Consider the following 26,629-nt stretch of genomic DNA (forward strand, 5'->3'; position numbering starts at 1 on the left):
CGCGGGGAGCTCGCGCGCATCGAACCGACTGACCGGTGAGGGGCAATGCCTGTCGACTCAAAAGACGTGTTGATGCGCGAGGCCACGCCGGGGCTGCTTCGCGATCATCGCGTCATTTCGACCCTACGGTCCTGCCTGCGGTTCCTGCTGCCCTCCCTCGTTCTATTGGCGGCTATCGCGCTCATCACCTTGGCGGCGAACCGCTGGAACAGTTGGACCGGCCAAGCCGCCGTCCAATCGACTGATGACGCCTATGTGAGTGCGGACGTCACTCGGTTGAGTACGCGGATTTCCGGTCAGATCTCATCCGTCGCCGTCGACGATTTCCAGTCGGTCAAAGCGGGTGAGCTGCTCATTCAGATTGATCCCGCCGACTACCAGGATCAAGTGGATCTGGCGAACGCCACCCTGGCGGCAACGCGGGCGGCGCTGGACATTCTGGGCGATCAGATCGAGCGTCAATATGCAGTGATCGCGCAGGCCGAAGCGACGCTCCGATCGACAGAAGCCATTGAGATCGAGGCGCGAGAGGAGCAGGAAAGGCAGAACGCCCTGTCCCAGACTGACGCCGGCACGCGACAACGCCTCGAGCAGGCAACCGCCGCCTACAGCAAGGCACAGGCCGACGCGCGCGGCGGTCGCGCGGCTGTCGCCGAGCAGCGCCACCAGCTCGAGGTGCTCCAGGGGACGAAAAAGCAGCGTGCCGCGGACGTTGACGGGGCCAGAGCGACCCTAGCTGCAGCGAGCCTGAAATTGGGCTACACGCGCATTCTTGCGCCGTTTGATGGCGTGGTTAGCGAGCGTCAAGTTCAGCTCGGCGATTACGTCACTGTCGGACGGAACTTCATCAATATCGTGCCGCTTCCAAACGTCTACGTGATCGCGAACTACAAGGAAACGCAGCTTACACGTATCCGTTCTGGTCAGCTGGTCGATATCGCAGTTGACAGTTTCCCGGACCAGACCCTGCGTGGACATGTCGAGCGGATATCGCCAGCGTCCGGCTCTCAGTTCGCGCTGCTGCCACCGGACAACGCTACCGGTAATTTTACAAAGGTCGTCCAGCGAATTCCGGTGCGGATCGCCTTCGACAAGGATCAGCCGCTGCTGGCTCAGCTGTTGCCGGGCATGTCGGTCGTCACCCGTATTCATGTCGGCGGCGGCGGATGATGAGTAGCGACGATGATCGGCGTGGGCCCATTTCGCTCGGGGGCATCGCCCCGCAACCGCTGTTCGCGGTCGCCGCCGTGGTTCTTGGCTCTATCTTCACCAATTACGACACGCGATTGATCGGCTACGGTATCTCGGATCTGCGCGGCGCGTTCTCGCTCAGCTTCGACGAGGGAGCGTGGCTCTACACGGCCTCTGTCGGATCGCAGATCTTCGTCGCCCCGGCGGTCGTCTGGCTCGTCACAACCTTTGGACTGCGACGCATCCTTGCGGTCCCCAGCATGCTGTTTGCCGTCGTCTCCTATGCCATCCCGTTCGCCAAGAACTACGAAACGCTGATGGCATTGAGCATCGTCTATGGGCTGTTGCTGGGCACGTTTGTGCCGGCGACGTTCATGATCATCTTCCGGCACCTGCCGACGAAGTGGTGGCTCTGGGCAATCGCCCTTTATGCCGTGCGCGTCGGGCTGACCCAGGATGTCGGCCTGGCCGCCGTCGGGCTCTTTACCGCCGACATCGGATGGCAATGGCTATACTGGCAGGGCGTTGTGATTGCACCCCCGATGGCACTGCTCGTCTATTTGGGGACACCTCCATGCCGGATCAATCGCGACCTTTTGCATAACGCCGACTGGGGCGGCATGTTGTTGTTCGGCGCCTCGCTATCGATGCTCTACGCAGGGCTAGATCAGGGCAACCGGCTCGATTGGCTCGGGTCGGGCATCGTGGTCGGTCTGCTCGTCGGTGGCGGCACCCTCTTCATTGCCTTCCTTGTCAACGAAGTCTACGCCCGTCACCCCTGGGCCAACATCGACGTGTTGTTCAGGCGCAACATCGGATTCGGCCTTGCGGTCGCGCTCTTCTACACCCTGACCAGCCTGTCCAATTCGGTCCTCGTGCCCGGCTTTCTAGGCACCGTCACGCTGCTGCGTCCCGAACAGTATGGATCGCTGTTGCTGGCCTACGGCGCCTTGCCGATATTGACGTTGACGCCACTTTCGGTCGTCATCCTTCGTCACTTCGATGCCCGTTGGGTTGCCGCCTTCGGACTATCGACCTTCGCCGCGGCGGGCCTTCTTGGCATGCAATTGACCCATGATTGGGCGCCAGCGGACTTTCGCGCGATCGTCCTGCTGCTGTCGGTGGGCCAGGTCTTCACCTTGACGCCAACCATACTTACTCTGGTCGCAAACTCGGATTCGTCTCGCGCAACGGCATTCTCGGCGTATATCCAGGTCATCCGCGTGGTCGGCGCGGAGGTTGGCGTGGCCCTGATGACCACTTGGCTGCGTGTCCGCGAACAGATTCATTCGTACTATCTCGGACTTCATGTTGCAGAGGGCAACTCCGAGGTGGGACACCGGTTGGCCGCACTCGCCGGGCAACTCTCGGATCATGGCGCGGACGTTGCGTCGGCACGAGCGATCTCCGTCATTTCGGGAACAGTCGCGCGCGAGGCCAATGTCTTCGCATTCATCGACGGCTTCTCCCTCTGCTTTTGGCTGGCGATCGCCGGCCTATTCTGCGTGTGTTGGATCACGCGGGCGCCGCCAGGGCCATTTACGCCCGCTCCATTTGGCCTTGCCAAAGCGCTGCTGCGACGATGCGGTGTAAGGCTGGCGACGCACGTCTGACAGCAACCGCGCTCGACTGCCGCCGTCGGACCAATATCCGGCTCGACGCGGACAAATAGGGGCACGCTTTCACAATATTTGTTGGACTTGATACGGCACACTGACGGATGCGCGGGCCAACCCCTCCAACTCGTGGGAGCTGCCACGTGTCCGCGATGGGAGTACGCCGATGGATCCCGTGATACTTTCACGCCTGCAGTTCGCGTTCACGATTGGCTATCACATCCTGTGGCCGGCATTTTCCATCGGGATCGCGTGGTTCATCGTCACCTTGAACGCCCTGTGGCTCCGGACCGGAAAGCCCGCATACCATCAGCTCGCGACCTTCTGGACGAAGGTCTTTGCTCTCGCGTTCGGGATGGGCGTCGTGACCGGCGTAGTCATCTCGTACGAAATCGGACTGAACTGGTCCCGCTATGCGCGAGTCATGGCTGATGTCATCAGCCCGCTCCTGACGCTCGAAGTCCTGACGGCATTTTTCCTGGAAGCCGGCTTCATCGGGATCATGCTGTTCGGCGAGAAACGTGTCGGGAAACGGCTCCATTTCGCCGCGTCCGTGATCGTGGCGACAGGCACGGTCATCTCGGCTTTCTGGATCATCGCGGCGAACTCCTGGATGCAGACGCCGATGGATTTCACGACGACCGGCGATGGCCGGTTCGTCACTACGGATTTCTGGGGCGTGGTTTTCAATCCTTCGATGCCATACCGGCTCGCACATATGCTTCTGGCCAGCTTCATCACCGGAATCTTCGTCGTTGTCGGCGTGTCCGCGTTCTGGCTCCTGCGCGGCAGAACGAAGGAGCAGGCGCCCGCCCGCGCGGCATTCTCGCTCTGCCTTTGGCTGGCGACGATATTGGTACCGCTGCAAATCTTCGTTGGCGATCAACACGGGCTCAACACCCGAAAATTCCAACCCATGAAACTCGCAGCCATCGAAGCGCGATGGGAGACGGCGAGAGCGGTGCCGCTGACGGCCATCGCCTGGCCGGACGAGAAGGCGGAGCGCAACGACTACGCCGTCGAAATCCCCTGGCTGGGAAGCATCATTCTCACGCATTCGCTCCGTGGCGAAGTCAAGGGCCTGAAGGAAGTGCCCGCGAGCGAACGGCCGCCCGTCATTCCCGTATTCTTCGCCTTCCGGATCATGGTTGGCTGCGCAATGGCGTTGCTCGGCCTTGCGCTACTGTCCCTCTATCTTCGCTGGCGCCAAAAACTGTTCGACACCCGTTGGTATCTCTACGCGTGCCTGGCTGGCACGCCGCTTGGCTTTATCGCGACACTCGCGGGCTGGACGGTGACGGAGGTGGGACGGCAACCTTACGTCGTCTACGGGCAACTGCGGACCGCAGACGCCGTCTCCCCGATCGCCGGCGGGGCTGTTTTCGGATCGCTCGCAGTCGCGCTGGTGCTCTACAATCTCCTGCTGCTGGGCTTCTTCTTCTATGGCGGCCGACTGGTATGGCGCGGGTTCGAAGTCGAGACGCCAACAATTCCCGTTGGCCGCCCACTGGGTGCCATCCACGCAGCAATGGCAGCAAGGGAAGCAATCAAATGAGCACCTTGGGCAATCTCGATCTGCCGGTGGTGTTTGCAGTATCCGCGGCCTTCGTCATAGCGCTGTATGTCATCCTGGACGGTTTCGACCTCGGTGTCGGGATCCTCTTGCCGTTCGCATCGCATCCAACTGACCGCGACATCATGATCCGGACTTTGGCACCCAACTGGGATGGCAACGAGACCTGGCTCGTGCTCGGCGCGATGGTGCTATGGACCGCCTTTCCCGGGGCCTTCGCTATTCTCATCCCGGCGTACTACGTGCCCCTCGCCTTGATGCTGTTTGGGCTCGTTTTGCGAGGCGTTTCGTTCGGCTTCCGATCCCAGGGCGGCCCGTTGAGTGTCATATGGACGACGACCTTCACAGGCGGATCTGCGGTCGCAGCCTTCTGCCAGGGCGCCATCCTGGGATCATTCGTCGGCGGGACAATTCAAGTCGCCGACGGCCACTTTGCCGGCGGTCCGTTTGACTGGATCACGCCGTTTTCGGTCGCGACGGGCCTCGGACTCGCAGCCGGTTATGGACTGCTCGGCGCGTGCTGGTTGATATGGAAGACCGAAGGAACGACGCAGACCTCCAGCCGCAAGCTCGCCCTCGTAACGCTTTTTCTCACGGGCGCCGCAATCGCATTGATCAGCCTCTGGACTCCGTTGAGCGTTCCTGCGATCGCCGATCGTTGGTTCACGATCCCGCACCTGTTGTCGCTCGCGCCGCTTCCCCTCGTTGCCGCAGCAGCCTGGGCTGGCGCCCTGCGTTCATTGTCCGGACCGCGTGATTGGGTACCATTTCTTTGCGCGATTCTGCTGTTTCTCGCCTCGTTGGGCGGGCTTGGCGCGAGTGTCTGGCCGTACGCCATTCCAGGGGTGATGAACATTTGGGATGCAGCATCCGAACCGCGAACTCAAGCCATCTCGTTTTTCGCAATCGCTGGAATTGTTCCGATCATCCTGGCCTATGTTGGTTTCAGCTATTGGACGTTCCGAGGAAAGATTGGCGCGTCGTGAACGAACGAACACGGACCCGTCGCAGCGACCCGGCCCGACGGTTCTGACGCGAGACGATGGCACCACGGAGGAAGATCGCAATGACGCATCGGCCTGCCATCTTTGAACCCATTCGGGTCGGCTCGCTCGAATTGTCGAACCGGATCGTCATCGCGCCGATGTGCCAATATTCGGCAGAGAATGGCTGCATGAACGACTGGCACCTGATTCACTTGGGGCACCTTTCGCTCTCTGGCGCCGCCCTGCTCACGATCGAGGCTACGGCGGTACTCCCGGATGGTCGCATCACATGGGCGGATGTCGGCCTATATGACGACAAGACGGAAATGGCGATGAGCTCTACGCTCGATCGCATTCGACGCTGGTCGGGTATTCCCATCGGCATTCAATTGAACCACGCAGGCCGCAAAGCGTCCACGAACGTGCCCTGGGTCGGAGGAGCCCAGATCGCACCTGGCGCGCCAGGTGGCTGGCAGACGGATGCACCTTCAGCGATACCCTATGCCGAAGGCCAGATCGCGCCGCGGATGCTCGATCGCGATGGACTTCGAGACGTCCGCGATGCCTTCGTGGCATCGGCGAAACGCGCCCGGCGTATTGGTGTCGACCTGATCCAGCTTCACTGCGCCCACGGCTACCTTCTGCATCAATTCCTGTCGCCACTCTCCAATCAGCGTGACGACCGGTATGGCGGATCGTCGGAAAATCGCATGAGGTTTCCGCTTGAAGTATTCGAGGCCGTGCGTCAGGCGGTCCCCGACGGGCCGGTCACCGTACGCGTCTCCGGCACCGACTGGGTCGACGGCGGTTGGGACATCGAGCAGACCTGCGCCTTCGCTGCGATGCTGGAACGTGCCGGCTGCGACGCCCTTCATATTTCAAGCGGCGGTCTCCACCCCGGTCAGAAGATTCCAGTGGGACCAAGCTATCAGGTGCCCCTCGCTCGCGCTGTCAAGACGAACGTGCGGATTCCGGTCGTCGCGGTCGGACTGATCACTGGCTTTGATCAAGCCGAGGCAATTGTGGCCACCCGGGATGCCGATTTGGTCGCGCTGGCACGCACGATCCTTTATGATCCTCGGTGGCCCTGGCACGCTGCGGCCGAACTAGGCGCCCAGGTCCAGGCACCAAACCAGTATCTTCGGTCGCAGCCTCGGCGGTTCAAGGATCTCCTGGTCGCGGGCAGCCCAAAGCGATCCGAGCGCCCTGCTCTTGCCGATCGAAAGCTATCGTGAGCTTGCTCGCGCAAACCGCCAATTCGCAGCATGGAGGCGCCTGGTGTCCGTTCCCTGTTCTCATCAAAACCTCATCCGAACCGTTACGCCAAGCGCACGAGGCTGCGAGGAATGCTTGAAAACCGGAAGCTGGTGGGTGCACCTGCGCATCTGCCGTTCCTGCGGGCACGTCGGTTGTTGCGACCAGTCGCCCGGAAAACACGCCACCAAGCATTTTGAGCTGACCGAGCACCCCATCATCGAAGGTTACGATCCACCGGAGGGTTGGGGCTGGTGCTATCTCGACGCGACATTCATCGAGCTCGACCATCCGACTCCGCAGCTCGGTCCGATTCCGCGCTTCGTATCATGAGTTGAGATCGCCCCTCGCCGCGCCTTGGCGTCGTTTTACCACCTATCGCTACGCGGCCCGGACGCTGCGGCGAACATACGACGCTCGCTGCGTAGGCTCTCGTGGTCTCGAGCAAGCGAAACATCGGCGCTTCGCTTGCCGTTTCGACGGCAAGAAACGACTTGTCCAAGAGGCCGTAGAACACCTCGGACGGGCGCCTGCACGCTCTATCCGAGCAGCTTGCGATGGCGCGCTCGGCCGTGAACGAGCCACGGAGCGCAGCAAGGCGAACCAGCATGAGCTGCTCCTCATCCGAGAGAAGACCATAGCTCCAATCAAACGCGGCAGCCAGAGTGCGATGCCTCGGCAAGGCGGTGCGGCGGCCTCTCGTGAGGATGGAAAAGCAATCGTCGAGACGAGCAGCAATCTCGCGGAGCCCCAGTTCCGCGACTCGAGCGGCAGCAAACTCGAGCGCAAGCGGTATTCCGTCAAGCCTCCGACATATTTCGGCGATTTTCGGCAGATCTCGCCGGCATGGCTCGAAGCGCGTTGATGATCGAACACGATCGATGAATAAGGTCACTGCCGAAAACTTCGTGAGATCCTTCTCCTCGATCTCCTCTCCCGCCGCCGGAAACGTGAGCGATGGCAGGCTGTGGATCCATTCCCCCGTTGCGCGCAACGCTTCTCGACTGGTTACGAGCAGTTTGAGATTTGAGCAATGACTTAACAGCCTCTCCGCAAGCACCGCGACTGGCTCCACGATGTGCTCGCATGTATCCAGTATCAACAGGGTCCCATCGACTCGAAGATGCTCGCACAATGACGCCAAGGCATCGCGTTCCGTCGTAAGGTGCAGGGCTTCCGAGAGGACCTGCGCCGCTCCCGCGCCGTCAGTGACATTCGAGAAATCAACGAACCTCATCTCACCCCGGCACTTCTCGGCGTAGCGCTTCGCCGTTGCGATCGCAACGGTTGTCTTGCCGATACCGCCCGGCCCGGTGATGGTCACTAGGCGATTTTGGTCCAGTGCATCTTCAATGATCTGAATTGCATCGTCTCGTCCCACTATGGTGTTGGCGAGGATGGGAAGTTCCGGATGTCTCTGGGCTCCGGGGCCGGCCGGCACGACCAGATTTGGGTGATAGCGTACAGGCAGAACGAAACAATAGCCGCGGTTCGGTACCGTATTGATAGCGCGGCTCGCCTCTTCCCATTGCGACAGGATCTTTCTGAGGATGTTCATCTGCACGCGGACATTCGCTTCCTCGACCGTAACATTCGGCCACACCAGACGCATCAGATCGCCAAAGCTCACGACGTTCCCGGCCTGAGACACCAGCAAGGACAGCAGGTCGAGTGCCCGCCCGCCAATCGCGACGCGCTCGCTCCCACGCAGCAAAGTCCGCCTTTTGGGGCACAATCGAAGGCCCGCGAATTCGTAGTACTCCTCCGACATCGCCCCGGCCGCGCGTGAGGCAGCGCCTTCAGCCACTAAGGGATCGACGCCGCTCGCCGGCCCGGCTGCTGCTGCGGAGGCCAGAAACTTGCGCCCTTCCCGATCGATTGCGGCTGAATTCGGCTGGTCTGCGGCGAGCACTCCGAGATGCGTGTTCATCGAAGTTTCTCCTTGCTTTGCGAGCAGAGCATCAGAACACCTGGCCGTGGTGGCGGGGAGTATGACGGTGGTCTTGGCGCAGGCCAACATTGCAAGGGTCTCTATGACCCACACCTTGGTATGGTCCTTTGTTGGCGATGCCGTACCTTCGTTTAGTGCGGCCCGGCGCAACTCGTGGTATTGAATTCAATCTGCCACTGCATGGCACGCGCATGGCTCAAGCGTCTGATGGCACACCTACCGTACACGTCATCGATGACGACGATTCCGTGCGGCTGATGCTCGACAGCCTGCTACGGTCGGTCGGGCTCAACGTTCGCAGCTACAGCAATACGCAGGAATTTCTGAAGGCGAGCCGCCTAGACGGGGCTGGCTGCATTGTTCTCGACATTCGCCTTCCGGGAATCAACGGATTGGACTTCCAGGAGCAGCTCCAGGAAATTGGGGTCAGACTACCCGTGGTGCTGATGACTGGACACGGGGATATTCCAATGTCTGTGCGAGGAATGAAAGCCGGCGCGATCGACTTCCTTGCCAAGCCGTTTCGAGATCAGGACATGATCGATGCGGTCACGGCGGCAATCAACCGAGATCGAGCACGTCGAGCCGACGAGGGCTGGGCTATCGCGGCAGCCAATCGGTTCGCCACCCTTTCCACGCGCGAGCGCGAAGTGATGCTGCTGGTCACATCCGGAAAACTGAACAAGCAAATCGCGGGAGAACTCGGTCTAAGCGAAATAACGATAAAGATGCACCGGGGTGCCGTGATGCGCAAAATGGAGGCCCATTCCCTTCCGGATCTAGTTCGTATGGCGGATACGCTCAAGAATCGAGCGCACTGAGATGCGGTTCAAAAGATTCACACGTGCTGGGCAGGCGGCGACAGATGATTTCCATTGTTGATGACGACGACGCCGTGCGAGAAATGCTGGTCTCGTTGACACGATCACTTGGATACGATGCCGTAGGCTTCGCGTCGGCTGAGGAATTTCTTGCATCTGCCAACTTCGAAAACTTTTCCTGCGTGATTACGGATATACATATGCCAGGAATGAGCGGCTTTGAGCTGCAAGATCAGCTTCATCAGCGCAATGACTCAATCCCAGTCATGATGATAACGGCCCGCACCGAACCTGATCTTGAAAGGAAGGCCATCTCCGGTGGGGCGATAGGCTTGCTCCGAAAGCCTCTTGATATCGAAATGCTGGTTGCCTTTATCGAGAGGGCATTGGGAAATTAACGCCAGATCCAAGGACGAGAACTTCAAGGTTCAAGTTACGTTGTCAGCCTGCGGGATGGTGAAGTGAAAAGTGGCGCCGTGCGGAAGGTCCGCCGTTGCCCAGATCCTTCCTCCGTGGCTCTCCACGATCGAACGGCAGATCGATAGTCCCATTCCCATGCCGCCCGGCTTGGTCGAGTAGAAAGGATCAAAAAGCCGCTCAATCTGCTCAGGCATCATGCCTTTCCCCGAATCCCGCACGGATACGAGTACGCCACCAGAGTCATTCATCGAAGTGCTGATGAACAGTTCGCGCTGGACTTCGCTGTCACTTAGGGCATGCACGGCATTGATAATCAAGTTCAGCATCACCTGTTGCAGTTGGGTCCGATCGGCCCCAACCGGCGGCAAGTCTCCTGCAAACTGCGTCTGCACCGAGATGTGGTTCTTCGCCGCTTCACCCCGTGTAAGCTCGATCACTTCATCGATCGCTTCGTTGATCTCCATACGCTCCATCCGTAGTGGCGCCTTTTTGACAAGATCACGGGTCCGGTCGATAACATTGCCCACACGACGGCCATCCTTTGCGATCCTTTCAAGCAGCCGACGAACTTCCTCCAGATCCGGCGGCCGGCGGTCGAGCCATCGCAGCGATGCCTCGGCATTGCCGATCATCGCGGTGATCGGCTGATTGACCTCATGGGCGATCGAGGCGGTAAGCTGGCCCATGGTCGCGACGCGGTTCGCGTGCGCGAGTTCCATCTGCGTCTCGCGGTAGCGTCGCTCGCTGTCACGCGCTTCTGATTCCGCTTGCCTACGTTCGGTCAGGTCGAGGACAAAAGAGACGCCCTGATTCTCAACTTGTTCAAGGCGCGCCGCACCTATCAGGACCGGTACGCGGCTGCCATCCTTGCGAAAATACTCCCTCTCATACGGCTTTATCGTCCCCGTGTTCTTCAGGTCCTCGAGTGCCTCCGCAGATCGGCTGCGCCATTGCGGCGGCGTCAAGTCAATCCAATCCAGGTGGCCAGAGACGAAATCGTCTCGGTCGAAACCCAGCATACGAAGAAACGTATCATTGGCCTCGATAATACGACCTTCGAAATCCCAAATGATGATTCCTATGATGTTGGCGTCGACCAATTGCCGGATCTTCGCTTCCCGTTCCTGAAGATCGCCGTAGAGCCGGGAATTCTCGAGGGATATTGCCGCCTGTGACGCCAGCAGCTTCAATGCCGTCATGCGGGCCGGCGCAAAGGCGTTTGGAGTGAGGTTGTTTTCGAGGTAAAGCGCGCCGACGAGCTTGCCTTGGTTTATCAAGGGCAGGCCAAGAACAGACCGCGCCCGACGATCCCTGATATAGGGGTCCGCGGCAAATGGCGACTGCGTGGCCGCGTCGTCAAGAATGATGCTCTCACGGCTATGCAGGACGTAACGGAGCACCGATTCTGGCAGGACGGACTCGGTCGCAGCTTCGTCGCGCGGATACACAACCACCATATCCTGGTCGGTGATGGCTTCAGCAGCAATCCGTGGCGTGGCACCTCGCGCAAGAATGAGCAAGCCCCGCTCGGCGCCCGCCTGCTCCATCGCGGTATGCATCAGCGTGTCGATCAGCTTTTCGGGAACGATCTCGCTCGAAACGGCCTGAGACACTTTGATGATGGTAGCCAGATCGAGGTGTTCAACCGGGGCACCGATCGTGCCGGTTGCAATGATGACGTCTCTTTCATTCCTCAGATACGGATAAACCTGATCCAGCTGCCGAACCTTTCCATCGGCGCCCCAGCTCTCATAGCATTGCCGGGCCTTTCGCAGGTGCGCATCGGAATTGATGTCGAGACCGCGCGCGGCATAGAACCGCGCCGCGAGTTCGCTGGCGAGCGCTTCGTTATGAACGAAGCTGTTGGTGCGCGCCGAGCGAATGGCCAGCTCGTAGAGGCGCGCGGCATCGAGCTCTCGTCCTTCAAGGCGAGCGATCTCCGCGCTGACCAGGGCGGCGCAATTTTCAAAATTGTCCGGGCAGTTCGTCGCCCAGCTCCTGAGCTGGGCTTCATGCATCGCAAGCGCGGCTTGATGTTCAGTATAGGGATCCGGCCCCGTGGGCTGGCAGCATGCGGCACGAGCGAGCGCGGCATAAAGATGGTATTCCGCCCTTTCCAGCAGCATGATCGACAACGAAGAGGACGTCGAGACCAATCCCTCGGCTCTCTCTGCTGCGTCCATAGCCGACGTGTAGTCGCCGGCGAAGAAGCGCGCTTGCAGCTTGCGGGTCCAATACCGGCTGGCGGCGGTCGCAAGGTGTGGCGCGCCCAGATGCTGCTCGAACCGAATTTCGTCGAACTCCGCGTGGTTGAAGGAGGCTAGCTCCGGGGTCAGGCCGCGGAGACTCCGGATGAATCCTAATTGTGTGGTGATGCGATCAATGAGGAGGCCGAAACGCGCCTGGCGCGCGCCGTCCAGTCCGGCTTCGGCCTCGCGCTGGACTTCAGCGAGCGGTTCTCCGGTGGCAAGGAGATTCGTAATCAGGTTCTCGCGGCTGAATGCTGCAAAAGTGAGGTCACCGAGCTTGTTGGCTGCATCGAAAGCGCGTCGCACCAGCGGCCGGCCGGTTCGGATCGGCTGGGTCCAGGGAATGACGCGGTGCCCGAAAATGACGTAAACGCGAGCCTCGAAGCGTCGCAGCGCACGCTGCTCGACCAAATCCAGTCCGAGCTTGCCGAAGCGATACCCGGCCCGGTAATCGCCGAAATGCGGCCCCAGGATCGTACCGAGCCAGGCATACGCGAAGCACGAGCCGTCACTATTGCCATGCTCCAGGCTGATGTTCGCCATCCGGCAGATGACGAGACAGAGAAGGTTTTTGTCGGTGAACAACGCGGCCGTCACGACCGCTGTCAGGACGTCCATGGTCGCACGCCATTCGGGGTCTTCCATTATCGGCAAATCGATAAGGTCCTCGATTGAGCGAGGTCCGATCCGACGCCAGAGGCGCTCATATTCTTGCTGGATCGCCTCCTCCATCGGGTGCGCCGACCACTCGATGCCGACCCGCCGGAGATAGCCGAGACAGACCTCAATGGCGCGGCCGCTCTTGCCTACCGTCAAGAAGAGCTCCTGCCGTAGCCGGGTCACGGCGGCGAAATCGACGAGCTGACCAGCGCGACTCGATAGCATGGACAGACGCTCTTCGGCAGCCGCTAACGCGCCAGTCAGAAACTCGCACTCGGCACGGTGAAACTCGAGCGCGAAGGTGAGCCTGTTGCACCGGTCCCAGCAGTCCAGCGGCAACAGCGCGCACCCCGCAGCAAGATAGGCCAGCGCCGAGTGGTAGGCCGTCGACTGCTTCGCGCGCTGGCCCGCGATCAGATTTAGTTCAGCGACCTGCTCCCGCTCCTCGGCCGAGTTGATCAGCGCGGTGCCACGGTTCAGATGGTTCGCTATTTCGAATATCGCTTCCTCTCGCTTTTCGGGCGGCGTGTGCGCCACCAGCAACCTTCCGATTGCCAGATGCTGGGCCGCTTGCTCCTCTTTTGGAATGAGTGCGTAGGCCGCCTCCTGAACACGATCGTGCAGGAAGTTGTAATTCTCCCCCTGGCGCAACACCAGCCCGGCCTGTATCGCCGCCCACAGCGCGGCGTGGAGCTTTTCCTCGCTCCCGCCGCCGACCATGACCAGGGCGCTGATGGGCGCGCTGCTGCCCAGGCAAGCCAGATGTTGCATCGTCTCTCGGGTCTCGGCAGGCAAGCTGCGAAGCTTGCCGAGCATGAGGTCCACCACATTGTCGGTGTAACCCTTCGCATGGATTTGCTCGAGGTCCCAAGTCCAGCGCGCCGCGCCGTGGTCGACGGCAAGCAGCCCCTCCTCTGCCAGCGCAGAGAGGAACTGGCTGGTGAAGAACGGATTGCCGCCCGTCTTCTCGTGCACCAGACGAGACAAAGGGCCGGCGCGATCCGGCGTGCACTGCAACGCGTCGGCGATCAACCGGATGACATCCTCGAGCCGAAGGGGCGCCAAAACGATTTCCTGCAATCGTCCGCCGGCATCCCGAATCGCTGCCAGCCGTCGCATGAGCGGATGTGCAGGGGTGACTTCGTTGTCGCGATAGGCGCCAACCAGCAGAAGATGGCGCAGCTCGGACTGGGTCGCCAAATGCTCGACAAGATCGAGCGTTGCCGCGTCGAGCCACTGCAAGTCGTCGAGGAATAGTGCCAGCGGGTGTTCCGGCCGCGCAAACACGCCGAGCAACTGGCGGAACGCCAGCTGAAAACGTCGCTGCGCGTCCTGCGGCGGCAGCTCCGGCACCGGCATCTGCAGGCCGATAAGTGGCTCAAGCTCGGGGATAAGGGTCGCCATGACTTGGGCGTTCGCACCCAGTGCCTCCCGAAGCGCTTCGCGCCAGGGCGCCAGTTCAGTGTCGCTCTTGCCCAGCAGCGGGCGGATCAGACTCTGCAAGGCCTGCGCCAGCGTCGCGTAAGGGATGTCGCGCTTGTATTGGTCGAACTTGCCGGCAGCGAACAGCCCATGGGGCGGCACCAGCGCGCGGTGCAACTCATGCACCACCGATGATTTGCCAATGCCGGAATAGCCGGACACGAGGACCAGTTCCGGCCCCCCATCGCCCACCACTCGGTCGAAGGCGGCGAGCAGGGTTTCAATCTCATACGCCCGGCCGTACAGCCTCTCCGGGATCAGCAAGCGATCGGACACATCGTATTGTCCAAGCGCAAATGGGGCGATGCGCGCGAGCCGACCCCATTCGGCAAGGCAGCGTCGCAAATCGCGCTCTAAGCCGGCAGCCGTCTGGTACCTCTCCTCGGAGGCCTTCGCGAGCAACTTCATGATGATTTCGGAAACCGGAGCGGGAAAATTCTCCAACCGCTCACTTGGCGGCAGCGGCTTTCTGGCAATATGGCAGTGGACCCATTCCACGGGATCAGCTGCGGTGAATGGAAGCGAACCCGTGAGAATTTGATAGAGTGTGACGCCGAGTGCGTAGAGGTCGCTGCGGGAATCGATCGAGCGATTGATCCGTCCGGTCTGTTCGGGCGCCATGTAAGCGAGTGTGCCCGCGACGAGCTCGGGCGGCTCCGGCTTCTGCCGCTCGCGCGGCAGCCGCGAGGCGATGCCGAACCCCGTAAGCCGCACCCGTTGGTCCGTGCAATTCACCAAAATATTGGCCGGCTTGATGTCCTTATGGACAAAGCCTCGCTTGTGGACGTTCCCTACTGCCCCAGCGATGCCTATGGCAAGTTGCAGGAAGCTTTCGACCTCCATTGGTGCGCCGATGAAGTTCGCGAGCGGCTCCCCGCCCGGATCTTCGAGAAGCAATACAGTCTGCCCCCCTTCATGCAGAAGGTCGAACGGACATGCCGCCCACGCACGATCCAGCTCGTCCTTCCATGCATACTCGTGAGTGAAGCGATCGAGAATTCCAGGATGGGGGTGTTCCGAGGACGGCCGCACTGCTAGTACGGCAACAGGGCTGCCGTCAGAGTCCTTATGCCATCCCCGGCAGAAGACGCGCTCACCGTCCTTCCACGCGACATGGAAGCTGCTATCCGTAATTTCGGCGAAGCGAACTGCATCCATGTTAGCGCCGGTTCGGCCCTGCCGAAGACCATCGACGTCGATGATCCTGGAAATCGTTACCCTTCAAGCTGTTAAACTACTACATTGTCCAGCTGGGGGATAGTGAAGTGAAAAGCGGCGCCCTGCGGAGGGTTCGCCGCCGCCCAGATTCTTCCTCCGTGGCTCTCTATGATTGAACGGCAGATCGATAGTCCCATTCCCATGCCGCCCGGTTTGGTCGTGTAGAATGGATCGAAAAGGCGCTCGAGTTGCTCAGGACTTATACCCTTGCCCGAATCTCGCACGGACACGAGTACGCCGCCAGAGCCGTCCGTCGAGGTGCTGATCAACAATTCGCGGCGCGCTTCGTTGTCATTTAGGGCATACACGGCGTTGATAATCAAATTCAGTATCACCTGTTGCAGCTGGGTCCGGTCGGCACCAACCGGCGGCAAGTCCTCTGCAAACTGCGTCCGCACGGAGATGTGGCTCTTCGTTGCTTCAGCACGCGTGAGCTCTATCACCTCATCGATGGCTGCGTTGATCTCCACGCGCTCTGTCCGCAGCGGCGCTCTTTTGACCAGATTACGGGTTCGGTCGACAACATTGCCCACTCGCCGGCCGTCCTTAGCGATCCTTTCAAGCAGCTGACGAACCTCCGCAAGATCCGGCGGCCGGCGGGCGAGCCACCGCAGCGATGCCTCCGCGTTGCCGATCATCGCGGTAATCGGCTGATTGACCTCATGGGCAATCGATGCAGTAAGCTGGCCCATGGTCGCGACGCGATTTGCGTGCGCCAGTTCCGTTTGCGTCTCGCGGTAGCGCCGCTCGCTTTCACGCGCTTCAGATTCCGCCCGTCTGCGTTCGGTCAGGTCGAGCACGAACGCGACACCTTGGCTCCCACTTTCTTCAAAGCTCGCAGCTCCAACCAGTACGGGGACGCGGCTGCCATCCCTCCGCAAATACTCTTTCTCGTATGGCTGAGCGATGCCCGTTGTTTTTACCTCTTCGAGCATCTGTGCGTTGCGGTCACGCCATTCCGGCGCCGTCAGATCCACCCCGCGGATTTGGCCCGATGCGAGAGCAGCACGGTCGTACCCGACGATGCGGAGGAATGCGTCATTGGCCTCGATTATTCGACTTTCAAGGTCAAAGATGACGATCCCGATGATGTTGGCGTCGACCAAGCGCCGAATCTTTGCCTCGCGCTCCTGCAGATCGCTGTAAAGACGTGAATTCTCCAGCGCGATCGCTGCCTGGGACGCTACCAACTTCAGCAATGCGATGCGCGCCGGCGCGAAGACGTGGGGGGTGATATTGTTTTCGAGGTAGAGCACGCCGATCAGCTTCGCTTGAGTGATCAGGGGCAAACAGAGAATGGATCGGGCTTGGCGCTCACGGACATAGGGATCGGCATCAAACGGAGATTGAGTTATGGCATCACCCAGGATGACGCTTTCGCGGCTGCGCAGCACATACTGAAGCATCGACTCAGGCAGCATTGCAGTGGTCACCGACCGGCCGCCACGCTGGAAGATGAGCGTGTCACCGCCGCTCGTGGCTTCCGCTTCGACCTGCAGCTTGTCCCCGCGCACAACAATCAAAAGGCCACGCTCGGCGCCTGCCTGCTCGACGGCCATGCGCATCAGGCTGTCGACCAGCCTTTGCAGCACGATCTCGCCAGAGATGGCTTGCGAGACTTTAATGACGGTTGCAAGATCGAGGTGCTCGATGGGCGCGCTGATTGTGCTGGTCACACCAGGCGCCGGCTCGTTCTCCTTGAGGTGAGGATACAACTCATCCAATTGCCTCACCTTGCCGTCGGCGCCCCACACCAAAAAGCACGCACGCGCGTTGCGCAAGTGCGCGTAGCCGCCCGTTTCAAGACCGACCGCAAGGTAAAACTGCCCGGCTAGCTCGCTGGCCATAGCTTCGTTGTGGATCAAGCCGCCTTCGTGCGCCGAGCGAATCGCCTCTTCGTAGAGGCGCATTGCATCCATATCACGCTGCTCGATACGCGCTATCTCTGCAGAGACGAGCGCATATCGACTATGATAATTTTCTGGGCAATTGTCCGCCCAAAGCCGCAGCTTTTTTAGTTTCTCGTCAAGCAAGCTACGATAGTGCTCCTGTTGCAGCGCCGAGGCCGTTGGGTAGAGCCCCGTCAGGGTAAGCGCATGACAAAAATGATGGGTCGCCTCGATGGGCATCGCCATCGCGGCGCCGAGCACCGACTCTGCCTCTACGGCGGCTTCCATTGCATCCTCGTACTGTCCATAGAGAACGGCGAGGATCTGCTTCATGATATGATAGAAGACGATGCCGCAGCCAAAGGCCGCCCTGGCGATGGTGGCGAAGCAAGTTGCTTCATCGAAGGTGCCGTCCTCGAAGCTCAAGGGAGTTTTCGTCCTACCCTGCAGGCTTGCGATAAACTGCTGCTCTATCCGGATCGTCTCGAAAACGGCATCGTTATGGCTCTGCTTTGCAAACGCCGCGTATCTACCCGCTGATGTCAGCACATCTTCGAGGGCGTCTCCTTTTTCGATCAGCTGCCACACTGTTTCGAAAGCGAGGAAACCGGCATAGACGAGGTCACCCACTTCAAGACAGGCCTCGAAGGCCTGCTCCAGAATCGGCAGGCCCGTGGCGAAGTGTCTCCGCCAGAAATTGACGTGATCACCGTGGAGGTGAAGCAACGTGCCCCGCAGCCGCAGGTTGTTAAACCGCTCGTTCAGTCGTAGCGACATTTCCGAGAATTGATAAGCCGAGCCGATGTCGCCTTTTAGTGACACGAGCCAGAGGGCAAAGACGCCGTAAACATAGCTCGATTGTTCCGTGTTCCCGTCTCTTATGGAACGATTGACCCCCTCTAGAGCGACTAACGGAAACAGCGGTGGCCGAGCGATGTAGGCGCAGGGTGTTGCGTCAACAAGGAGCTCGATGATTGTCCGCCTGACAGGGTCAATCGCAACGGCTGCATCGAGAAGCGCACCAATTGGGCGCCCCGCTAGATTGACGGGAAGGTTGCCGAACTGAGCTTCAATAGCTGCCGTGATGTCCTGATCGGTATCGGGAAAAGTCACGCCAAAGGAGCTCAGTGCGTTTAGCGCAACAGCGAGTCCTTGGTCATATTTACCTGCCACCTGGTAGAGCTTGATGCGCAAGCTGTGAACCTTCGCTCGATCCAGGTTTGATGACGCCCTACCTAGAATTATGTCGAAGAGCGCGTCCGCAGCTTCAAAGTTGCCGGCCAGATATTCACATTCCGAAAGCAGCAGATATAGCTCGAATGTTTGCTCGTAGCGGCTAGTCCACGCGTTCGGAGATGAAAGCTTTGTTGCCTGCATAAGATAATTGCGGGCGGACGCATAAGCGGTCGAACTCTTTGCGCGCTTTCCTGCTAACACGTTCAGCGCGGCGACCTGCTCGCGCTCGTCATGGGCCTTGATGAGGGCGACACCGCGATTGAGATGATTCAGTATGTCGAAAATCGCGTCTTCAAGTTGGTTGGGGGCGGTCCTGGCCGCGAGCACTCGGCCAATCCGAAGATGAGTTGCAGCGCGCTCGGACTCGGGGATAAGCCCATAGGCAGCTTCATGCACGCGGTCGTGGATGAATTTGTAGGCGCCCTCCACTTTGAAGATGAGGCCCGCCAAGACCGCCTCCCGGAGTGTCGCGTGAATATTCTCTTCGGGTTCTCCGTGGACCAGGATTATGGTCGCGATCTCCGCGAGGTTACCGAGACAAGCAAGTTGCCCCAACGCGCTTCGCGTCGTGTCCGGCAAGCGACGGAGCTTGCCTGCCATGAGCTCGAGGACGTTGTCTGAGAAGCCCTTTGCACGAATGCGTGAGACGTCCCAGGCCCATCTCGCGCTAGTGTGGTCAAATTGGAGAAGCCCTTCCTCTCCGAGCACCAAGAAGAATTGGATTGCAAAGAATGGATTGCCTTCTGTCTTCTGGTGGATCAGATTTGCAAGCGGCTGCGCGCTGACCTGGCCGCAATGTAGCGACTCCGCGACCATTTGCTCGATAGCTTCCTGCTTGAGCGGTGCGAGCAACGTCTCCCGCACCCTTCCGCCAGCGGCGCGGATTGTTTCCAAAATTCGTTTGAGCGGATGGGATGCGCCGACCTCGTTGTGACGATAAGCGCCCACCAGCAACAGGTGACCAATCTCGGGATGCGTGGCGAGATGTTCCAGCATCTCCAGTGTTCCCGTGTCCAGCCATTGTAAATCGTCTAGGAACAGCGCCAGGGGATGCTCTGGTCGAGCGAATACGCCGACGAAGCGGCGGAATACGCGTTGAAATCTATTATAATCCTCCTGCGGCGGGAGTTCAGGAACGGCAGGCTGCTCCCCGATAATCAGCGCAAGCTCCGGGATCAGCTTGATCATGAGCTGGCCATTGAAGCCTAGCGCATCGAGTAGTAACGCTCGCCAGAGAGATATTTCCTCGTCATTCTTGCTGAGGAGCTGTCGTACGAGTGACTGGAACGCTTGAGCCAGAGTTGCGTAAGGGATATCGCGTTTATATTGATCGAACTTACCACTGGCGAAAAGGCCGCGCGGTGGCACTAGAGCCTTATGCAATTCGTTTACGACTGAGGATTTGCCGATTCCGGCGCAGCCGGAGATGAGCACGATTTCAGTCATTCCGTCAGTAACGACCCGATCAAAGGCCGCGAAAAGACTATCGACCTCCACTTCTCGACCATAAAGCTTTTCCGGAATCAGCAACCTGTCCGACGTGTCGTGGATGGCAAGCGCAAACGAATGGATTCGGCCATGAGCGTCCCATTCGGAGAGACAACGCAGCAAATCAGCCTCGACGCCTGCTGCAGTCTGGTAGCGACTTTCGGCATTCTTAGCGAGGAGCTTCAAAACGATTGCCGCGACAGGGGCTGGGATCGCGTTGACTCGCTCGTTGGGCGGCATCGGATGCCGGGCGATGTGACAATGAACCCATTCCATCGGATCGATGGCAGAGAATGGAAGCGATCCCGTGAGCATCTGGTAGAAGGTCACACCGAGAGAATAGAGATCGCTGCGGGTATCGATCGATCGATTCATTCGTCCGGTCTGTTCGGGCGACATGTAGGGCAGAGTTCCGGCAATCACCTCGGGCGGACTAGGACTTTGATGCTCGCGCGGCAGGCGTGAAGCAATGCCGAACCCAGTGAGCTTGACCTCTCCGGTCGTGCCATTCACGAAGATGTTGGTCGGCTTCAGGTCCTTGTGGATGAGGCCGCGCCGATGGACGTTGCCTACTGCCACCGCGATACCCATGGCGAGGGGTAGGAAGCTTTCGACCTCCATTGGTACGCCGATCAAGTTCGCGAGCGGCTCTCCCCCCGGGTCCTCGAGAAGCAATACAGTCCGACCGCCTTCATGAAGCAGATCTAACGGACGTACCGCCCACGCAGGATCCAGTTCGTCCTTCCACGCGTATTCGTGAGCAAGGCGATCAATGATGGCAGGACGGGGATGCTCCGAGGACGGCCGCACAGCTAGTGCGGCAACGAGGTTGCCGTCAGACGTCCTATGCCATCCTCGGCAGAAGACGCGCTCGCCATCCTCCCACGCAACGTGGAACCTGCCATTCGAGCGAACTGCATCCATATCAGCGCCGGTTCGGCACAAGCGAGAACCATCGACGTTGATGATCCCGGGAAATGTCGCCCTATTGATGCGGCAAGCGCGATTTCAACGCAAGGCGTTTCTCTTTGCGCACAAGGGCTTTAGTGGCTCGTGGTTTCAACGCCTGTCGACAATTAACGAAGCTTAGCAGCCAATTTTGTCGTCATAATCCGAGGTGCCTCTGATCATGCGCGCGGCCCCCAAGATTTGCCTATAAAACCGACCCGCCGGACTCCCTCTCCTTCATCGTCACGCAATGTCACGTATGGACTTCAGGTGCCATTGAATTATGATTCCGGCGTTAAATTTCGTTAAGAGGCGTTAAGTGCCGCCAGTGCCCGCAACATCTTCTGTTGAAGGCTTCGCTTTCGGCCCTTTCCGGCTGTTTCCCGCGCGTCATTTGCTTCTGAAGGGTTCCAAACCGCTTCGACTTGGCGGTCGCGCGCTGGACACACTAACCGCACTGGTTGAACAGGCCGGCAAGCTCGTCTCCAAGGATGACCTCGAGGCTCGCGTCTGGCCGAACGCACGCGTGTCGGAGAGTGCTCTCCGTGTGCACATCGCTGTGCTCCGTCGAGTTCTCGGCGAAGACGGCGACAACGACCGGTTCATCAAGACCGTGCCTGGTCGCGGCTATTGTTTTGTGGCGTCTACGTCGAAAGTCTCGAACGACCAGATCGCAATTCCAGACGAGCGAAAAGGCAATATGCCCACGACGCGCGTGCGCATGCTTGGCCGTGCCGATACCGTCACGACACTCGCACGTACGTTGCCGAAGGAACGTTTCATAACAATCGTTGGTCCGGGCGGAATTGGCAAGACAACCGTCGCGCTCGCAGTCGCTGAAGCGTTGGATTTCTCCTATGACGATGGGGAATATTTTGTCGATCTAGCGCCGATCTCGGATCATACGCTTGTTCTCAACACCTTGGCGTCGATACTTGGCGTGACACTTCGGTCTGGAGACCCCCTGGAAAGTCTGACGCGCTTTCTGACAAACAAGCGGCTGCTGCTGTTGCTCGATAGTTGCGAGCATGTCGTCACGGCTGTAGCTGAGATCGCCGAGACGATTTGCAACCGAACGTCGGGAGTGCACATTCTCGCTACGAGTCGCGAACGACTCCGCGTTCAGGGCGAGCAAGTTCACCGGTTATCGCCGCTCGATGTACCTCCCGCCGGCAAATCATTGACTGCCGCGGACGCGCTGCTCTTCTCTTCCGTGCAGCTGTTCATCGATTGTGTAACGGCGACCTTGGAAGATTTTCAATTGCGCGACATTGACGCGCCTCGCATTGCGGATATTTGCCGTCATCTTGACGGAATTCCTCTCGCGATTGAGATCGCCGCGGGACGTGTCGACGCATTTGGCGTCGCTGGCCTCGCGACCCAGATTAGCAATCGCTTTCAGCTTCTAACGCAGGGCCGACGCACCGCGCTCGCTCGGCACCAAACGCTTAGTCGGGCGCTCGACTGGAGCTATGAGCTACTGTCTGAGGCCGAGCGAGCGGTCCTGCGCCGTTTGTCGATCTTTGTTGGACGCTTTACATTCGACGCGGCGGCCGCCGTTGGACCACCCGGCGATGGCGAAGCGGATTTTGCCGAGTTGCTTGCAAATCTGGTCTCAAAGTCACTGGTCACCGCCGATATCGGTCGATCGAAGGTTCGCTATCGCCTCTTTGACACGACTCGCGCTTACGCGTTCGAGAAGCTGCTTGAGAGTGGCGAGCATTCCACGCAGGCACGCCGCCATGCGACTCATTTATGTGAGGTCATGAAGCATGCGGAGAACGATTGGAATGCGTTGAGCACCTCGGACTGGCTGGCAGAATATGGTGACCACATTGATGACATCCGATCGGCGCTCGAATGGGCACTCGCCGAGAGCAGCGCTTCCGAATTGGCCGTTGATCTGACAGTCGCTGCCGTGCCGTTGTGGCTTCAGCTGTCGTTGATGGACGAATGCAAACGTCGGGTTGAACAGGCACTCGATACGCTACGGTCGCACAGCGCAGACCAGCTTGAGCGCAAGATGCATCTTTATGCGGCGCTTGGATCAACTCTCATTTACACGGACCTCGGCCCCCGCGCGCGTGACGCTTGGACCAGCACTTACGACATCGCCGAAGGGCTAGCTAATATCGACTATAAGCTTCGTGCATTGTGGGGCCTTTGGGTCGATCGTATCAATAGCGGAGAGTATAACGAGTCCCTGAGCCTCGCGAAACGCTTCAGCAGTGCAGCCGAGCCCTCTATCGACCCCCTCGATGGACTGGTCGGTGACCGAATGTTGGGGACCACCTTGCACCTGATGGGCGAACAAGCGGAAGCTCGCCTCTATACTGAACGCATGCTGAGTGGTTATGGACCGATCACGCGCGCGCCACACATGGTGCGCTTTCAATTCGATCAGCGATCGACTTCAACCTGCTTCCAGGCGCGGATACTCTGGCTTCTGGGCTTCCCCGATCAGGCTACGCGGCTGGCGGATCGAGCAAGTAGCGACTGTCTAGCGACGGGCCATTTGCTATCCATCTGCACCGTGTTGGGGCAAGGGGGATGTCTGGTCGCATTGCTGAACGGAGACCTTGATAAGGCCGACGAATTCTGTTCAGCGTTAATCGACAGATCCAAACACGCTCCCGGCCTTTGGTACGATTGGGCACTTTATTTTCGGGGAGTCATTTTGGCGCGCCGTGGCGACCACGTAGAAGGCCTTCGAAGATTGCGGCCTCTGCTCTCGGTGGCGCCGGAAATCCTATCAATGCCCCGCTATCTGCCGCTGCTTGCGGAGGCCGCCACCTGTCTCGCCGCCTGCGGCGAGTTGCCAGAAGCGCTGGCGACCATCAACCGCGCATTAGAGCGTTCCACACGGCAGCAGGAGCATTGGTACACGCCCGAGCTCTTGAGGATCAAAGCCGAGCTAACACTTAGCGAAGGCTTTGCCGACGCCGCCGCAGAGCTGCTGGACAACTCCTCGGAGTGGGCGCGTCGACAGGGCGCAAACTCTTGGGAGTTGCGGGCGGCAATTAGCTTGCTCCGGCTACGTGGCAACCAAAATGAAGCCGCGCGCAACAACTTGGCTTCGATCCTGGCTCGCTTCACCGAGGGTTTTCTGTCGGGAGATCTAAGGATGGCCAGAAACCTACTCGGCGCATCGGGGTAGTGCCAGCAAGAGCGCAGCGAGACCTTCGCCGAGCACACGCCGATAATCGAACCTTGGTCGCGTGACCCGGTTTGCTAACGGGCTTACTCTGTACGCGCCAAGCCTTGTACCGCGGGCAGCACGTAGCTTCACAACCTCGATTCGGAGGTGGGAATTTGATGTGCTATCGGTCATCGGTCCCCCCTCTTGTTTCACCATCGCTTCTTCTCCAAACGCGGACCCGCCTTCGGCTCGCTGCTTTTTGACGGCGATTTACCAGCTTTTACACCTGGGCTGACGAAATGCTGGCTAGATTGTGCCGGGCGCGGCCTTGGTCGACGTTGGGACGGCTGAAACGCGACGGCCGCTCACCTAGCCAGGCAGATCGGATTGACGGGATGCTCGGTGCCACGACGCAGCAGAGTGCGATTACGCATCAGGTTTCAACTCTGAGCGAGCCGTTCGCAGGCGAGAGTTTGCAGTTGCACGACCTGGCACCAACTTCCGATCACATGAAGGACGAAAGTCAACAACCGCATGACGATCCGCTCGGGTTGCGGCTGAGGGAGGCCCTTGAGCGCGAAGCGGCGACAGCAGAGATATTGAGAGTGATCGCGGGGTCGCCTGCCGGCTTCGGTCCCATCTTTGCTGCGATCGCAGAGAGATCCAATAAGCTCGTCAATGGACTGTCTACGGCGGTCCTTCAAAAGATCGATGACCGGTTGCATCTCGCCGCGTTCACTCGGCGGAGCGAGGTGGCCGATACAGCTTTGATCAATCTGTTTCCCTTGAGGCTTTCGGACGTCAACTGGTATGCGACGACAATCCGGGAGATCCGGCCTGTTCAAATCGAAGATTGCGAGGTGGGGTTCGCCGAGCACCCGGGTCTATTGGATCTTTCGCGAAAGCGAGGTTTCCGAAGCGTCGTTCTGATTCCGCTCTTTGGCCACTCCGGGAGCATCGGCATTATCAGCGTGACCCGTGCAGAGACTGGTACATTCAGGGAAGAACACATTCGATTATTGCGAACGTTTGCCGACCAGGCGGTCATCGCAATCGAGAACGCACGGTTGTTCAACGAAGTACAGGCCAGGACCACCGAACTTGCGCAATCGCTGGAGGAACTGCGCGTGGCCCAGGATCGCCTTGTGCAGACCGAAAAGCTTGCTTCTCTCGGCCAGCTCACTGCAGGCATCGCCCACGAAATCAAGAACCCGCTCAACTTCGTCAACAATTTCTCGGCATTGTCGGTTGAGCTGACCGACGAGCTCAATGACCTCTTGAAGCCGACACCCCTCGCCGAGGAGCTCCGTTCAAAGGTCGACGAGTTGACCGGTCTTCTCAAAGACAACCTCGAGAAGGTCGTCCAGCATGGCAAGCGAGCCGATTGCATCGTCAAGAGCATGCTGCTGCACTCGCGCGAACGCTCCGGCGAGCGCCGCCCGGCTGACATCAATGCGCTGCTCGAGGAAAGCCTCAACCTCGCCTATCACGGCGCGCGCGCGGAGGATTCGGCCTTCGACGTCGCGCTCCGGCGCGAGTTGGACCCGGATGCTGGAACGAAGGATGTCTATCCGCAGGAGATAACGCGCGCGCTGCTCAACCTTATTTTAAACGGCTTCTACGCCGCGACCAAGCGCAAGGAGACGGCCGGCGCGGGGTTCGAGCCGACCCTGTGCGCCAGCACCAGGAGCGTACGCGGTGGGGTCGAAATCAAAATTCGTGACAATGGCGCGGGCATCCCCGAGGAGTTGAAGGAGAAGATCTTCAATCCCTTCTTCACGACCAAACCGGCCGGCGAAGGAACAGGCCTCGGCCTTTCGATCTGCCACGACATCATCGTGAAACAGCACGGCGGCCGCATCGACGTCGTGACCGAACCGGGCGTGTTTACCGAATTCACCATCACGCTGCCACGCATCGGGGCCGCCCAGATCCGTAAGGAAAGCAAAAATTGACCGTCTATATTCTGGTCGTAGACGATGAACCCGACGTCGAAGCCCTGTTCCGCCAACGGTTCCGGCGCGATCTGCGTTCCGAGCGTTTTCTGATGGAGTTCGCGACGTCAGCGGCGGCGGCGCTGAGGCGTGCCGCGGAGATCCGGGACGCCTCGCTTATCCTCATCCTGTCGGACATCAATATGCCCGGGATGAGCGGGCTGGAGCTGCTGCCGGTCATGCGCGCGGCGCACCCCGATGTGCCGGTTATCATGATCACCGCCTATAGCGATGCAGAAACGCACAGAAAAGCGATCGAACGCGGCGCAGAGGGCTTGTTGACGAAGCCGATCGACTTTGCGCTGCTGCGCGAGGCAATCGACATGAGGCTCGAGCACGCGTCAACTCTCCCGACCTTGCACCCGACGGACGGCCCGAGCCGCAGTTGCGGAAACAAGAGTCGTTGCGACAGCTGAAAGGCGAAGATCGCAGCTATCGGGGAGCCTTGATGCCTGATACTCTTGGGATTGTCCGGGGTTCATCTGCAAAACGCCGGCTAATATGAAAATCTGAT

Annotated in this window: 13 protein-coding genes and 1 pseudogene; 11 read left to right on the forward strand and 3 right to left on the reverse strand. The window is 59.6% G+C overall.

The features are described from left to right. The first annotated feature begins 45 nt into the window (after positions 1 to 45). The 6 genes from QQL28_RS09910 (at position 46) to QQL28_RS09935 (ending at position 6,953) form a co-directional block, all read left to right on the forward strand. On the forward strand, positions 46 to 1,170 hold the full coding sequence (locus tag QQL28_RS09910) for an HlyD family secretion protein (RefSeq protein WP_284264173.1): 1,125 nt from the start codon (positions 46 to 48) through the stop codon (positions 1,168 to 1,170). Further along, on the forward strand, positions 1,167 to 2,804 hold the full coding sequence (locus QQL28_RS09915) for an MFS transporter (RefSeq protein WP_284264175.1): 1,638 nt from the start codon (positions 1,167 to 1,169) through the stop codon (positions 2,802 to 2,804). The genes QQL28_RS09910 and QQL28_RS09915 overlap by 4 nt, the downstream gene beginning before the upstream one ends. 169 nt (positions 2,805 to 2,973) lie before the next feature. Next, positions 2,974 to 4,362: a cytochrome ubiquinol oxidase subunit I gene (locus QQL28_RS09920; protein ID WP_284264177.1), complete on the forward strand. Its 1,389-nt coding sequence runs from the start codon at positions 2,974 to 2,976 to the stop codon at positions 4,360 to 4,362. After that, entirely contained in the window at positions 4,359 to 5,366 is a 1,008-nt protein-coding gene (locus QQL28_RS09925; RefSeq protein ID WP_284264363.1) for a cytochrome d ubiquinol oxidase subunit II, read from the forward strand. Before QQL28_RS09920 ends, QQL28_RS09925 begins: the two co-directional genes overlap by 4 nt. An 80-nt stretch (positions 5,367 to 5,446) precedes the next feature. Beyond that, entirely contained in the window at positions 5,447 to 6,601 is a 1,155-nt protein-coding gene (locus tag QQL28_RS09930; protein WP_284264180.1) for an NADH:flavin oxidoreductase/NADH oxidase, read from the forward strand. 43 nt (positions 6,602 to 6,644) lie between these two features. Continuing rightward, positions 6,645 to 6,953: a UBP-type zinc finger domain-containing protein gene (locus tag QQL28_RS09935; protein ID WP_284264366.1), complete on the forward strand. Its 309-nt coding sequence runs from the start codon at positions 6,645 to 6,647 to the stop codon at positions 6,951 to 6,953. Here the strand turns inward: QQL28_RS09935 and QQL28_RS09940 are convergent. Then, positions 6,895 to 8,550, reverse strand: a complete 1,656-nt coding sequence (locus QQL28_RS09940; RefSeq protein WP_284264182.1) for an ATP-binding protein — start codon at positions 8,548 to 8,550, stop codon at positions 6,895 to 6,897. The two genes, QQL28_RS09935 and QQL28_RS09940, sit on opposite strands and share 59 nt — an antisense overlap. A gap of 212 nt (positions 8,551 to 8,762) precedes the next feature. Between QQL28_RS09940 and QQL28_RS09945 the strand changes: the two genes are divergently transcribed. Continuing rightward, the gene (locus tag QQL28_RS09945) at positions 8,763 to 9,392 is read left to right on the forward strand and encodes a response regulator transcription factor (protein WP_284264367.1); all 630 of its coding nucleotides are present in this window, start codon (positions 8,763 to 8,765) and stop codon (positions 9,390 to 9,392) included. Positions 9,393 to 9,436: 44 nt separating this feature from the next. After that, positions 9,437 to 9,790, forward strand: a complete 354-nt coding sequence (locus QQL28_RS09950; protein ID WP_284264184.1) for a response regulator transcription factor — start codon at positions 9,437 to 9,439, stop codon at positions 9,788 to 9,790. Between the two features lie 30 nt (positions 9,791 to 9,820). Here the strand turns inward: QQL28_RS09950 and QQL28_RS09955 are convergent, their stop codons facing one another. Then, the gene (locus QQL28_RS09955) at positions 9,821 to 15,361 is read right to left on the reverse strand and encodes a trifunctional serine/threonine-protein kinase/ATP-binding protein/sensor histidine kinase (RefSeq protein WP_284264187.1); all 5,541 of its coding nucleotides are present in this window, start codon (positions 15,359 to 15,361) and stop codon (positions 9,821 to 9,823) included. A gap of 71 nt (positions 15,362 to 15,432) precedes the next feature. Beyond that, positions 15,433 to 20,958, reverse strand: coding sequence for a trifunctional serine/threonine-protein kinase/ATP-binding protein/sensor histidine kinase (locus QQL28_RS09960; protein ID WP_284264189.1), 5,526 nt, complete (start codon positions 20,956 to 20,958; stop codon positions 15,433 to 15,435). Between the two features lie 343 nt (positions 20,959 to 21,301). Between QQL28_RS09960 and QQL28_RS09965 the strand changes: the two genes are divergently transcribed. From QQL28_RS09965 to QQL28_RS09975, 3 genes and pseudogenes are all read left to right on the forward strand, one after another. Continuing rightward, complete coding sequence (locus QQL28_RS09965; protein WP_284264191.1) at positions 21,302 to 24,139, forward strand: ATP-binding protein; 2,838 nt, start codon at positions 21,302 to 21,304, stop codon at positions 24,137 to 24,139. Positions 24,140 to 24,516: 377 nt separating this feature from the next. Then, positions 24,517 to 26,076 (forward strand): sensor histidine kinase, encoded by a 1,560-nt coding sequence (locus QQL28_RS09970; RefSeq protein WP_284264193.1) that lies wholly within the window; start codon positions 24,517 to 24,519, stop codon positions 26,074 to 26,076. After that, a pseudogene (locus tag QQL28_RS09975) lies at positions 26,073 to 26,459 on the forward strand (response regulator); the annotation flags it as partial. The gene QQL28_RS09970 and the pseudogene QQL28_RS09975, both read left to right, overlap by 4 nt. Positions 26,460 to 26,629: the final 170 nt, after the last annotated feature.

Origin of the sequence: Bradyrhizobium iriomotense (genome assembly GCF_030160715.1) — a bacterium.
Classification (GTDB): Bacteria; Pseudomonadota; Alphaproteobacteria; order Rhizobiales; family Xanthobacteraceae; genus Bradyrhizobium; species Bradyrhizobium iriomotense.